Annotated in this window: 12 protein-coding genes; 4 read left to right on the top strand and 8 right to left on the bottom strand. The window is 36.7% G+C overall.

Annotated elements, in window-relative coordinates:
• Positions 1-64: 64 nt before the first annotated feature.
• The 3 genes from lepB to C9I86_RS20190 form a co-directional block, all read right to left on the bottom strand.
• Positions 65-946, bottom strand: coding sequence for a signal peptidase I (gene lepB, locus C9I86_RS10685; RefSeq protein ID WP_107276336.1), 882 nt, complete (start codon positions 944-946; stop codon positions 65-67).
• Positions 947-1,297: 351 nt separating this feature from the next.
• The gene (locus C9I86_RS20195) at positions 1,298-1,930 is read right to left on the bottom strand and encodes a Mobile element protein (protein ID WP_199190778.1); all 633 of its coding nucleotides are present in this window, start codon (positions 1,928-1,930) and stop codon (positions 1,298-1,300) included.
• Between the two features lie 123 nt (positions 1,931-2,053).
• The gene (locus C9I86_RS20190) at positions 2,054-2,305 is read right to left on the bottom strand and encodes a transposase (RefSeq protein ID WP_199190777.1); all 252 of its coding nucleotides are present in this window, start codon (positions 2,303-2,305) and stop codon (positions 2,054-2,056) included.
• Between the two features lie 304 nt (positions 2,306-2,609).
• Between C9I86_RS20190 and gss the strand changes: the two genes are divergently transcribed.
• The gene (gene gss, locus C9I86_RS10675; RefSeq protein WP_107276335.1) at positions 2,610-4,490 is read left to right on the top strand and encodes a bifunctional glutathionylspermidine amidase/synthase; all 1,881 of its coding nucleotides are present in this window, start codon (positions 2,610-2,612) and stop codon (positions 4,488-4,490) included.
• A 99-nt stretch (positions 4,491-4,589) separates the two neighbouring features.
• Here the strand turns inward: gss and C9I86_RS10670 are convergent, their stop codons facing one another.
• On the bottom strand, positions 4,590-6,725 hold the full coding sequence (locus C9I86_RS10670) for a TonB-dependent hemoglobin/transferrin/lactoferrin family receptor (RefSeq protein WP_107276334.1): 2,136 nt from the start codon (positions 6,723-6,725) through the stop codon (positions 4,590-4,592).
• A gap of 316 nt (positions 6,726-7,041) precedes the next feature.
• Here C9I86_RS10670 and rplY point away from each other — a divergent pair, with 316 nt between their 5' ends.
• The gene (rplY, locus tag C9I86_RS10665) at positions 7,042-7,320 is read left to right on the top strand and encodes a 50S ribosomal protein L25 (RefSeq protein WP_036794333.1); all 279 of its coding nucleotides are present in this window, start codon (positions 7,042-7,044) and stop codon (positions 7,318-7,320) included.
• Between the two features lie 49 nt (positions 7,321-7,369).
• Here the strand turns inward: rplY and C9I86_RS10660 are convergent, their stop codons facing one another.
• On the bottom strand, positions 7,370-7,645 hold the full coding sequence (locus C9I86_RS10660) for a DUF1289 domain-containing protein (protein ID WP_080157622.1): 276 nt from the start codon (positions 7,643-7,645) through the stop codon (positions 7,370-7,372).
• A gap of 272 nt (positions 7,646-7,917) precedes the next feature.
• Here C9I86_RS10660 and C9I86_RS10655 point away from each other — a divergent pair, with 272 nt between their 5' ends.
• Positions 7,918-8,235, top strand: a complete 318-nt coding sequence (locus tag C9I86_RS10655; protein WP_107276333.1) for a hypothetical protein — start codon at positions 7,918-7,920, stop codon at positions 8,233-8,235.
• A gap of 59 nt (positions 8,236-8,294) precedes the next feature.
• On the opposite strand, the gene C9I86_RS10650 is transcribed toward C9I86_RS10655, so the two are convergent.
• The 3 genes from C9I86_RS10650 to C9I86_RS10640 form a co-directional block, all read right to left on the bottom strand.
• A complete protein-coding gene (locus tag C9I86_RS10650) occupies positions 8,295-10,184 on the bottom strand; it encodes an acyltransferase family protein (RefSeq protein WP_107276332.1) in 1,890 nt (629 codons plus the stop codon).
• Positions 10,185-10,325: 141 nt separating this feature from the next.
• On the bottom strand, positions 10,326-12,710 hold the full coding sequence (locus C9I86_RS10645; protein ID WP_107276331.1) for a DNA polymerase II: 2,385 nt from the start codon (positions 12,708-12,710) through the stop codon (positions 10,326-10,328).
• 38 nt (positions 12,711-12,748) lie between these two features.
• The gene (locus tag C9I86_RS10640) at positions 12,749-13,519 is read right to left on the bottom strand and encodes a nucleotidyltransferase domain-containing protein (protein ID WP_241956883.1); all 771 of its coding nucleotides are present in this window, start codon (positions 13,517-13,519) and stop codon (positions 12,749-12,751) included.
• Positions 13,520-13,734: 215 nt separating this feature from the next.
• Between C9I86_RS10640 and C9I86_RS10635 the strand changes: the two genes are divergently transcribed.
• Positions 13,735-14,061: an HI1450 family dsDNA-mimic protein gene (locus C9I86_RS10635; RefSeq protein ID WP_036794328.1), complete on the top strand. Its 327-nt coding sequence runs from the start codon at positions 13,735-13,737 to the stop codon at positions 14,059-14,061.
• The last annotated feature ends 11 nt before the right edge of the window (positions 14,062-14,072 follow it).

Below are 14,072 nucleotides of genomic sequence, written 5' to 3'. Positions count from 1 at the left end.
AAAAAAAACCGACGAGTTATTTGCACGTCGGTTTTATTATCTGAGCTTACTGTTTGTCGTCGTTCTAATGAATACGACCAATACGGTTGAAGCGAACGCCATTAGGTAACCAATGCGGCCACATTGAACCTGCATCATGATTGAAGGTAAAGCTGATCCAAATAAAGGTCGCTTTACCAACTAAGTTCTGCTCTGGCATAAAGCCCCAGTAACGGCTGTCTAAGCTGTTATCTCGGTTATCACCCATCGCAAAGTAATGACCTTTTGGTACAACCCATACGCCCATTGGTGAACCTGGCTGTTGGTAATAACGGTAAAGTTGTTCAGGTAATGCAGGATCTCGCAAAATGTGATGATTAACTTTGCCTAGTTGCTCGTTGTATTCATCTAACCGCACCCCTTGCTCTGTAAAATTAGTTAAGCCAACATATTGTTTAGGTACTTCTTGCGCGACGGGACATACTTTTCGACCATCACAAGCCGGTTTAATATACAGAGTTTTGTTTTGGTAAATAACGGTATCACCCGGTAAACCAACAATACGTTTAATTAAATCAATCTTAGGGTTTGATGGATCAATAAATACGGTAATGTCACCGCGTTGTGGCTTACCCGTTGGAATTAATGTTTTATGGAAGATAGGATCACGTAGTCCATAAGCGAACTTTTCTACGCCAATAAAATCACCAGGAAGCAAGGTTGGTTGCATTGAACCACTTGGAATTTGAAAAGGTTCGATAATAAATGATCGAATAATCAAAATAGCAAACAATACAGGAAACAATGAGCGAGCTTGAGTCACCCAACCTGATGCACTCTCCTGTGTTACCTCTGCTCGTTTAGGTTGCCATACAAACTTATCTAACGCGAACACAATACCTGTTATTAAGGTCGCAAGAGTAAGAATAAGTGAGAACAATTCTGCTGCGTTGAATACTGAAAGCATGTTCAATCCCAAAAACTGTTTAAATAGAATAATCTATGAATAAAATACGTCTTATTAAACCTGATTAATGTACTAAATAAAACGGTCCGATTTCGTAAACTATGATCTCACTGTGTTAGTCATTACTTTAATAATTTGAAGAACAATTTGGACAGCCAAATATTTTAGTTTCTAAATCGAGCCTCTAAAAAATAAACTATTCCACCAGCAACAGACTCTTTTACTGTAAAAATTACCGCTTATTTTTTACATTCTTGGTTAAATCGATTCTATTTCTATATTTCAGGATCAACAACGCCCACAATCCTGATGGTTATTGCAGTATTTTTATCTCATTTAAAGAAGCTATATTTAATTAGGATGTAACTGATAACTCGCTGACTTCCCTTTACACCAATGCCCACCTACATGTTGTTTGAAAGCACACATTTGGGACCATTTACCACTCACATTGGCATAATGCTCCATAAACTGTTCACTGTGTTCAAGCCAAGCATCTGCTGTTATTCCCATTTGCTGTAAAATCTTGGGCTGATTAGGTGCAATAAAGCCTTTTTTATCATTTCGAATACAGCGACCAGTCCAGTCAATTAGTTCAAGGTAATCAGCAAAAGCAAAGTTTACCCCTGCGGTTTTAGCTTGATGTTCTGCGCCAACAAAGGGTAATAATTGGAAATGACTTTTGTTTGATGAGGATGGTTTAAAGGGAGTTTTCGTTTGATTATATTCACGAATACGCTGCTGAATTGAGGTGAAATCTGATTGCTCTAGTGATGGTGTAACTCCCGCCCTGATCGGATTTAAATCAACGTACATCATGCATGATAATAACGCTTGTTCGTCGAGTAATGCTTGAGACTTAAACCGCCCTTCCCAAAATGCACCTTTACATTGATCTTCTTTATTGGCTTTTCGCGCAATTTCTTCATTAAGACAGCGCATAAACCAGCTAATACTACCCAATCGTTGCTGCCATTCAGCCACTAACTTTGATAGTGCTTGTTGCTTATCTGCGCCTATTTGACCCTCTTTTAAAAAATCGACCGCGATTGGATGACCATTAAATAGCTGTAACCAGCGTGATATTACCGCTTCTGGAGTTAACTTTTACTGCTGCTCTGTATCTATTTTAAGCACTAAATGATAATGGTTACTCATCACAGCATAAGCACACACATCAATACAAAACACAGCGGCTAATTGTTTGATTTTATTTACTATCCAACCACGACGATGCTGATAGTTTTTACCATTATACGGGTCATCACCACACAAATAGGCACGCCGTACACAGCGATTAATAACATGATAAAAAGGTGTGATTTGAGGCTCGATCAATTTACGTCTTGAGATTGTCATTCGTTTCACCATAAGCAACTTGAAGCTTAACTATAGTAGCTCATGGTTGATGTGCAATATTATGGCTGTCCATTGTTTTTTTGTTTAACAATTCCACACACCCATCATATTTCGTAAAACGTCCATATCATTGAAATATATTTACAAGCCTATGTTCTGTATTGAAAACGCTTCATAAAAGTTTTAGCTTATAGAAAAGCCTTTATTTTCAACACTCCCCTGATGCGTATGCATTCAATAACGCTCACTATTCTGAGCCACATCATCGGTCGAAAAAGGTTAAACCATCAACTAGGCCAAGAACATGAATATAGATAATCCTAACAATGCCCCTTTCGGTACTTTACTCGGCTATGCAGCGGGGGGTATCGCTATTTATTCTTCTGATTACAGTACGATAGATGAAGATGAATATGCTGATGACTCTGCAATGAGGAGTTATGTTCATGGTGAATACATGGGATATAAATGGCAGTGTGTTGAGTTTGCGCGTCGTTTTTTATATATCAACTATGGATTGGTGTTTACCGATGTAGGAATGGCGTATGAAATTTTCTCGTTACGGTTCTTACGCCAAGTGGTTAACGATAAAATTTTACCCTTATATGCTTTTGAAAATGGTTCACGTCAAAAACCAGTTGTTGGATCATTATTGATTTGGCAAAAAGGAGGGGAATTCCAAGACACAGGCCACGTTGCGATTATTACTCATATTGAAGATGATAAAATAATGATTGCTGAACAGAATGTGACTTTTGCTCCCTTACCACTAGGTCAACAATGGACCCGTGAACTTACGTTACATGTTGAAGATGGTGGTTACACCATTGAAGATACCTTTGATGATACCGAAATTTTAGGTTGGATGGCTTACAATGCAGATGCAACTTATAGCCTACCCCAACCCTCACCTACCCCTGAGTTACTTAACATTCAAGCAGCTTGGCGATTAAATAGCGGTCAGTTTGCAAACGACTGGTTAGATAGCAATGACGAGCTAGAACAAACGTACTCGCGCGTTAATGCTAACAAGTTACTCAATGATGATATCTACCGCTATTTCACTATTTCAGAAAGTGCGGAACAAGAGCTGGCTAAAGCAACCAATGAATTGCATCTGATGTACTTACATGCAACAGATAAAGTGCTGCAAGATGATAATTTATTAGCACTGTTTGATATTCCAGAAATCCTATGGCCACGGCTACGTTTATCATGGCAAAAACACCGCCATAGCATGCTAACAGGTCGTTTAGATTTCTGTATGGATGAAAATGGCTTGAAAGTTTATGAATACAATGCTGACTCAGCCTCTTGCCATACTGAAGCTTGTTTGATAATTCAAAAGTGGGCCGAACAAGGTGGCGACCTTACTGAAAATAGCCCAGCAGAAGATTTACTCAATGAACTTGCCAGTGTATGGAAATACAGTCAGAAATATTCTTTCGTTCATATCATGCAAGACGATGATGACGAAGAAGATTATCACGCTTTATTCATGCAAAAAGCCCTTACTTTAGCAGGCATTGATAGCAAAATACTTAAAGGATTAGACGGTATTCACTGGAATCCAGCCGGACAATTAATTGATGATAATGAACGTTTAATTGAATGTGTCTGGAAAACATGGGCGTGGGAAACAGCCATAGATCAAGTGCGTGAAGTGAGCTCTACCGAATATGCAGCAGTGCCGATTCATACTGGCTATCCAGATACAAAAGTACGTTTAATTGACGTGTTATTGCGCCCTGAAATCAAAGTATTTGAGCCACTATGGACGGTGATCCCAAGCAATAAAGCGATTCTGCCCGTATTGTGGTCCTTATTCCCTCATCATCATTACTTATTGGATACCGATTTTCACATCACAGACGAACTCAGTCAAACAGGTTATGCGATTAAACCGATTGCTGGTCGTTGCGGCAGTAATATCGATTTAGTCAGCCATAATGAATCAGTATTGGATCAAACCGATGGTCAATTTAACGACCAAAAGAACATTTATCAGCAATTATGGTGTTTACCAAAAGTCGCTAATAAATATATTCAAGTCTGTACTTTTACTGTTGATGGTAATTACGGTGGTGTTTGTTTGCGTTCTGATAATTCATTGGTCATCAAAAAAGACAGTGATATTGAACCATTAATTGTTCTCGAAGACAGTGCATTTCTAAAAAATCTATAACGCTTTAATTGTTAAAATCAAAAAAGCCGTGTTAATGAACTTTACATTAAAAAGATCATAACACGGCTTTATTTTTACTGTTTTTTAGCCCATAAAAGCTTAGAAATCGTAGTTAAGGTTGATACCAAAGTTACGTCCAGGCTGACTACGACGATCAATACCATCAGTCGTTTTGCTTGCACCTGCCAGATCTTGATATTCCCAATACTCTTTATCTAACGCATTAAACAATCCCGCACGAATAGTCATATCTTTTACTGGATGATAATACGTCGTTAAATCAACTACGGTGTAGCCAGCAACATTTAGATTATTTTTATCTTGCCAATTATCTTTTGCTGCAACCATCTTAATATCTACCGCAGTACCCCACGTTTCATTTGGTGCATCATAACCCACACCAACAACGGATGTTAACGGCGTGATTGTATCAAGTGTTTTACCCGTTTCTTTATCTTCACCATCTTGGTAGGCAATAGTAGCTTTAGCATAGGTACCCATAGGGGCATTAATAATTTCATCTAACCACACGTTTGCCGATAGTTCTGCACCGTAAATACGGGCTTTATCTATATTTTCATTGGTCGTAATATCGATATTATTAGAGTTTGTTGTCACTTTCTGAATAAAATTAGAATAATCATTATAGTAAACAGATGCCGTTACATTACCGATACGATTTTCTGCACGTAATCCTAACTCATAAGAATTACTTTCTTCAGGTTTAAGATTAGGGTTTGATTTAATAATGTACCCATGTGCAATATTATTTTTATCGTAATACATTTCATACAGTGTTGGCGCTCTAAATCCTTGACTGTATTGAGCATAAGTACTGAAATTATCGTTCCAATGATATACCGCACCTAAACGGGCAGTAAACGCTTCACTTTTATGATCTTCCAAACCAGAATTTGAATCGGGCTTAGCTTCAAATTCATCATAACGTGCGCCAGCTGTTACCACGGCTTTATCATTAAGCATGAAGATCTGATCTTGAATAAACACACCACGTTTTTCAGATTTCGCCTTCGACACTTCCGTCGGCCCAGGCTTAGAAGTGCCATTGTCTACATTATAATCAATGTAATTTAAATCAAACTCATCATTGACGATCGTCGCACCGTAAGTCAGTTTGTGGCGTGATTGCGTTAACTCAATGGCTTTAGCAAACTGAATATCAAATTGCTTACTGGTATCTTCCCCTTCACGATAACGGTTACGATTACCAAACATATCGGTATGATCATAATTATCATGTTGGCTATGTTGTTGTTGCCAATTGACTTGCCATTTTAATGAATCAAACACGGCATTATTTGCTAGCCATTCATGCTCAAAACCAAATCGTTTACGATTATCCTCATCGACACCGCGAGTTTTAGTATAAGTAAACCCAGGCATAACGCTATAACCATCACGAGACAAAATATCGCCATTAGCACTACGCGTATAATACTCACCCGTAAATCCAATGCGGTTAGCGTTGTTAATCTGATAAAACGCTTTCGCTAACACATTATGCGACTCTATATTCAATGGATCAGCTGACTTACGGTTTATCCCTTTGCTGTTGTCATGAGTATCGTAAGCATCGGTCTCATGGCCATTACGGTAGGTATAGATGAACATTGTCTCTAAGTCACCAATTTGCTTAGCCGCTTCAACACCTAACTTATATTGATCATCAGCACTTGCGTAACCACTCTTTAAACCTACATGCGATGATTCACCGTTTAATAAGTCTTCAGGATTTTTAGTACGCATAATCACTGTGCCACCCAAAGCATCACTGCCATATAAGGTTGATGTTGGCCCCTTATTGATTTCAATTGCTTTTAATGTATCAATTTCATAATTATTGCTATTTTTACGCATTGCATTTGCGCCGGGGTTATAAGATGTTGGTTGTTCAACACCATCAACTAATACTTTAACGCGACTGCCTTTCATTCCTCGAATGGTAATATCTTCCATACCAAATCGACCCTGACCATTGACTGAAACCCCTGGCTCATATTTCAATGCTTGCTTTACATCAGTAGCTAAATTTTTATTCATTTGTTCAGAAGTAATTTTAGCAACAGAGCCGGGTATATTTTTTATCGATTCTTCTGTTCGAGTGCCTGAAACAACAATTTCATCAAATTGAGAAACGCTATCTTGCGCATAAAGTGATGGTGAAGAAAATGCCATAACGAGTGAGCTAGCGATAAGTGTCAGTTGTTTGTTCATAATTCCCTGCTTTAACAATAATCCAACAATGTAATTCGACGATGATTATACATACCTAAATGATAATTACTATCATTATCATTGGTATTATCGATTAAAAATAAGCAGATTCTTAAACTAATTAACTATTTGAATGAATGAAAATAAACTAGCTGATTACATATCCATCTATCGCAGACGAAAACAATAAAAACTGATAAAATCGCAGCCAATGTTCTTGCATATAACAATATTGGTTGTTAGTATGCGCGCTCGTTTTACGATACTAAGTAAGGTCGCATTACTTAGTAAATTATTAAATCAAAGAGTATTGATTATGAAATTTAATGCAATTGTACGTACAGACCTTGGTAAAGGTGCGAGCCGCCGCCTACGTCTTACTGAGCACTTCCCTGCAATCGTTTACGGTGGCGAAGCTGCACCAGTAGCTATCACTCTTAAGCACAGTGATATCATCAACCAAATGGATAAGCCTGAGTTCTACGAAGGTTTTGTTCTTGTAATCGATGGCCAGGAAGTTAAGGTTAAGCCTCAAGACATCCAACGTCACGTGTACAAGCCAAAGGTTGAGCACATGGACTTTAAACGCATCTAATTGCGTGTTCATAAAACTCTTCAAAAAAGCACTCTTCGGAGTGCTTTTTTTATGGCTTCGATTTTTGAATATCATCAAATATAAATTGTTGTTGCGGTGATGAAATACTACTCTCTTGAGTATCAGTATTTCGCTGACGACGCATAATACGTAAATAGCGCTGTCGGCATAATTTTATAACGTTAATCTTTTGATCTGCAGTCATCTGTTGCCAATAAAATCGCTCATCCCGACTTCGATAACATCCTTTACAATAACCTCGATTATTGACTTGGCAACAGCCAACGCAAGGACTTGGCACATCAAAAAAATCAAGTTGCTCCATGTTGCTTCACTCTTGAATGACTCTATTCTCCTTTCTTGATCATAAACCATTCTCATCAATTCGCATTTAAATCGTAACCGTATATACCACCAAATAATGTTATTAAAGCAGTAATATTGTGTTTATTGTTAATATTAATTGTTATTTTTGTGTGTTGATTTTTAGTCACTAATTCTGCTAAGGTTATTAGCATTGTCACGGCAGATAATTATTTATCACTTAAATGTTTCTATTTATTGATTAGAAAATAAAGACATTAACTGGAGGGAACCATGGATTTTTTCGTACCATTGGCTAAAAATGTTGATCAAGCACAATCTGTTTATTCATCAATTGCAGAACATGTATCAGCGCCAAAACCAACGAATGATAAACGTATTCAAAAATTAGTCTGGACTCATGAAGGCGTTGAATGTATTGGTGAAATTGGAAAATTACCACCTGAAGTTTTTCGTGCTAATGACGAAATTTTAGCGATTTTTGAATGTGATAATGTTTATAAGATTTGTACTCAAAATCGTGGTGTTATTAATTTTGACCCTATTTTAGCAAGTACTGATACTGTAAAACACGTGACTTATTTTGATTAATTGTCTTTAGTTCAAAAGAGAAGCGCGCTCAATACAGCGCGCTCTAAATTATGTCTTAACTACATCTGTTTGACTATTGTAGCTGGAAAAATATGCATTTTATTTAATTGCATCCCTATATACTTAGTTCCAGCACGAGTTGTATGACGTCGATCAGAATAGAAAATATTATTATCACCATCAATAACATCACACTTATCGTTATGACACATAATCTTAGTCATATTAATAAAATGATAATTATACTTTGCTAAAACTGATTTTGATTCAAACAATTTATTCTGGAATACCCTGTTCTCTTTATTATTACTTGCGATATTTTTCGCAGCATAAGAACCAATATCTATTTTTTTACGATAAGCATCGTAAACAAGTGTTGATACCTGAGTATTAAAAGATTTTCCTCCAACTACATATATTTCTGCATTAGGATTTTTCTTTCTAATATTTTCAATTGATTTAAATATCCAATCCATATTTACATTTTGCCAATACATAGCAAGAATTATCACATTTGCATCTTTTAACGCATTACCATCATCAACATGCTTTATGAATTTTTTACATTTATTCTGCCACATTGTACTGTTTTTGATTGTTGGCGACTGTAAATATGCACTTTCTTGTTCATTTGGTGTTAAATAGAAGAACCCGCAATCTGCTTCTACCACACGAGTAACTATTTCAACATTTTTAGTTAATTTCGCATCATAAAAAGCATTTAAAAAATCACCCGCTTGCGAATCACCAATCACTAACACTTTATTTTTAGTATGCGTAATAAAGTCTATTTGCTTATTCAGTTTTCGAATCCTACTCCACGTATAAGCACCATTATGATCAGTTTTCGTATTAGTCACAACAGCTTTAAATATTGATTTAGGGATATTATAAAAAATATTTATATGTGATATAACAATATATGATATAAGCAACACAAATAAATAAGGAATAAAAATAGCTTTTAATTCAAACCGTTTCTTTTCAATCAAGGTATAACTTAAAAAGCCCAATAATACAGAGCTTGGAATACCAATTACAGCCCAATATTGAATATCTAAATAACGACCAAGAACAACAATAGGCCAATGCCATAAGTAAATAGAATAAGACCATAAGCCAATTTTTTGTATATATTTATTACTCGTAATTATACTATCTTGATTTGCAGCTAATATAACTAATGCAGCTCCAAAAACAGGTATTAATGCCAAATATCCTGGCCACATATCTGTTTTTGAAATAAAGAAATAACTGGCAATGATAAAAAATAGCCCACTATATTCAACATATTTCTTTTTAGATACTTGCATATTAATAGGGTATAGAAAAACTAGTCCCCCCATCATCATTTCCCAAGCTCTTGTCGGAAATAGATAATATGCAGGTGATGGCCAATAATATGATGCATAAATACTAAATATAAAACCAAGCATGGTCATAATAACTAATATTTTTTTAACCACATTTAGAGAGAAGATTTTACTCAGCAGAACTAATAAAATAGGATATAGTAAATAAAATTGCCATTCTACTGATAACGACCAAGTATGTAATAACCACTTAGTTTGAGATGATGTATCAAAATAACCAGATTCTTTCCAATATGTTATATTTGACATGAAATTAAGGCTACCCATAACATGTCGACCAAGTTGTTCAAACTTTAATGGTATTAATATAAAATAACACAGTAATAAGACCGTTACACTCATAACGAGTAGTGCAGGTACAATCCTAATAGCTCTAGCTTTATAAAAAGAAAGAATTGAGAAGTTATTATTATTTATTCCTCTAATGATAATACTTGTCATTAGAAAGCCAGATATCGCAAAAAAAACATCTACTCCAGCAAAGCCACCAGAGAGTAATGGAGTATTAAAATGAAAAAGAACAACCGCTATAACAGCAATTGCTCTTAAACCATTTATATCATGTCTAAATTTCATAGTTATCACCAATTAAAAATCAAGGTGATTATATATGAACGCAATACCATATAGTTTAAAAAAAAATAAATTATTATAAATAAACAATCAAAAATAGATTGAATGAATATGTAGTAATTAATACATAACTATTGTTGTTTATTAAAATAAACCTAACTGTGGTGCCGTTATGTTGTCAAACGATTTTCCTATGAAAATAAGAATGCCGTCAGCTACAGGTTTTAATTGCTTTTCTAAATAATGATTATAATCAATCACGTTTTGGCGATATTCAACAGGCTCAGCACCTGATATTGTAAACACATATTCTATCGCACCTTTATGTTGATATTGCAACGGACGCCCTAGCTTAGTATTCATTTCATCTGCCAACCTTGCCGCGCGCACTTGAGGCGGAATGTTTTTCTGATAATCATCTAAATTACGACGTAAACGCTTACGATAAATTAACTGATCGTCAAACTCCCCAGCCAACGTTCGATTGGTATAATCACGCACATAATCATCAACATCGAGATCATGAAAGACCATTGAATATAATGTTTGCTGAAAATGTTGAGCTAATGGTGTCCAGTCTGTACGTACAGTTTCCAATCCTTTAAATACCATTTGTTCATTATCACCTCGCCACACAAGTCCTGCATAACGCTTTTTACTGCCCATTTCTTGGCCGCGAATTGTTGGCATTAAAAATTTATGATAGTGCGTTTCATATTCAATTTCTAATGCTGATACTAAGCCGTATTGCTGCTGTAAATGTTGTTGCCACCATTGGTTGATATGTTCAACCAGTGCATTACCAATATGATTTGCATCTTGCTGAGAATGGGCTTTTTTTAGCGAAACAAAGGTTGAATCTGTATCGCCATAAATCACTTCGTAACCTTTTGCTTCAATCAGCTCACGAGTGAGCTTCATAATTTCATGACCACGCATGGTTATTGATGACGCTAAGCGGTGATCAAAAAAACGACAACCCGATGAACCTAACACACCATAAAACGAGTTCATGATGATCTTAATTGCTTGTGAGAAAGCTTTATCACCCTCTTTTTTAGCACGATCACGAGCAGCCCATAACGATTCAATCATCTCAGGCAAAAAATGACGTGTTCGATGAAATTGACCACCACGAAAACCAGCAATAGCTTGGTGTTCAGCTTTTCCCTCTTCTAACAATAAACCTTCCACCAGCCCCATTGGATCGATCCTAAATGATCGAATAATAGAGGGATACAGTGACTTAAAATCTAACACTAATACGGAATCATATAATCCAGGCTTAGAGTCCATAACATAACCGCCAGGACTAGCGATCCAATTATCACTTTCAAGATTAGGAGCAATATAGCCTGCACGATGTAACTGCGGCATATAAAGATTGGTAAACGCGGCCACTGAACCGCCAATACGATCAAGCTCAACTCCCGTAAGACGACTTCGCTCAATTGCAAACTCTAACAAATGTGTCAGTTTAAAGATGCGTGTCACTAACTTACAGTCTTGTAGGTTATATGTTGCCAGTGATAATTTGTCGTGCTTAAACATATGGTTAATTTCCGCCATACGATCATGCACATTATGAATGGCTTTACCTTCCCCTAATAACTCTTGCGCCACCGCTTCTAATGACCACGAGCGAAAATTATAAGATGCAGTTTTTAAGGTATTAATGCCATCCATGACCACTCGGCCAGGAATACTGATAAAGCCTTGATTGGCATTTTGAGTCGAACGTCGATAATGCGGGGTTTGTTTACCTCGGCCGATACGAAGGCTAATTTTATTCCATTCCGCGCGATGCAGTAGTAATCGAAAATCAAAATCAATCACGTTCCAGCCAATAATAATGTCTGGATCGTACTCAATAAACCATGCTTCTAGCGCCAACAATAATGCTTTTTCGTCAGCCACCCATTCAATATTAAGTTCAGAATTAGGTTGATAATCAACGGGCTTATCTCCCACCATAATGACGCGACTGTCCATTTGGCTATGAAAACCAATCGAATATAAAACACCTTTTTCTGAACACTCAATATCCAGTGATACCAAACTCAGATCAGGGATATAATCTGCCGCTTTAGCCTTTGTAAATAATACATCATGGTATCCATTACGCTGCCTTACCTCACCAGTAAAAACCAACCCACCGCGAATAAAACGTTCCATCAAAAAACGATCAGCTAATCGAATATCCGCTTCAAACGCCTGAATACCCTCAGCTTGTAAGCTTTTACTAATGGCGTAATTATCACGAATAGTATCGCTATAGCAACCAACGATATCCTGATGCTGAAATGTTTTTAAGGTTAATGGCTTCCATTGCACTTGAATATTAATCGCTCGAATAATATCCATGGCTTGCTGTTGCTGATGAGCACAAATAAAAAGCACAGGTTTGTCGCCAATAATAGATAATCGACAAGGACCCGTGGCGGTTTTCACCCACAGAACAATTTCCGTTTGTCCTTTTATGTCTCGACTTTGACGAGTTAATACAAACCCGGTTGAATGTGACTGCAAAGAAACCTCAATCTAACCTTGATACGACAAAATAAGTGTTAACCAATTTTTCGTTCGATATTATTAAACTCACTCACAATCCATGCCCCAAATTGCGATAGCATAAAAATAGACGCTTTCTTTGGCACTTGTGGGCCATTAATTAACACAAATAGCCGTTCAATCTCTGTTACTTTATTTGGATAACGTGCCAGAAAAAAATTCGCACATTGTTGATCAGTATATGCCCAACCATCAACATCAATAGCCACCAGCATAAAACAACTTCTTAGCATTTTTTTACCCGCGCACCGACAATAATATTGGTATTCAGTGATACTTTTAGTGCGTCTAATCTGTTGTTCTATAGCAACTAAAGCCGCGGCAATATCGTGATTAAACGCTTTTGCTATTTCCCAACAAGGTTCAAAATCACCAAATTGTTCACTGAGATTAGTACCATATAAACACACGCTACAATGTTTTAGCCAAAAGCCCCATTTAAAGATAGACGCAATAGATAACACATCATCAAGCAGTACCCATGTAATATCAACCGCTGAGATCACAGGATAATTACGACTTAATGTCTGCGACACACAGGCGATACGATGTTGCTCTTCCACTGTTAACGGTGATGTGATCACTACGGTCAGATTCAAATCGGAAACACCACTTGTTGCCTGCCGATATGCAATACTGCCATTCAGATAAATACTGTGTAAGGCTGTTAATTGAGATTGTAAATCTGTAACAACCGCCATAAGCAATGGCATAAAATCTAATTGAAAAGAGGTTTGACTATCCAACCGAGGTAAAAACTTAGCCACAAAACATACTCATTACATCAACTAACACATATTAATGACGTTTGATTCTCAATCTCGGTCATTAACTTACTAAATAAACACCACTCTTTCCCCTACTATATCGACCTCAAGCATGACAATCATCAGTTTCGCTAACGATTATCGCTAAATATCGCATATTCCAAGGGTTTCGGTATAATAACACTACTAAACACAGATAGAGATCAATCAGTATCATGGAAACAGAAAACCTTATTTCATACGATGATGTTATTGACGTTGCATACGATATTTTTCTAGAAATGGCAGCGGATAACTTAGAGCCAGCTGATGTATTGCTTTTTACCATGCAATTTGATGATCGCGGCGCTGCTGAGGTTGTTGAAACCCGTGATGATTGGGAAGAACATTTAGCATGTGAAATCGATAAAGACCTTTACGCAGAAGTATGTGTCGGCCTAGTTAACGAAGAAAATGACGAACTTGACGATGTTTTTGCTCGTTTATTGATCAGCCGCGATCCTGAAAACAAAGGCTGTCATATTTTATGGAAGCGTGACTAAGTCAATACGCT

It is taken from the genome of Photobacterium sp. NCIMB 13483 (assembly GCF_003025475.1).
Taxonomy (GTDB): Bacteria; Pseudomonadota; Gammaproteobacteria; order Enterobacterales; family Vibrionaceae; genus Photobacterium; species Photobacterium piscicola.
This window is presented reverse-complemented; position numbering and strand designations above follow the sequence as displayed.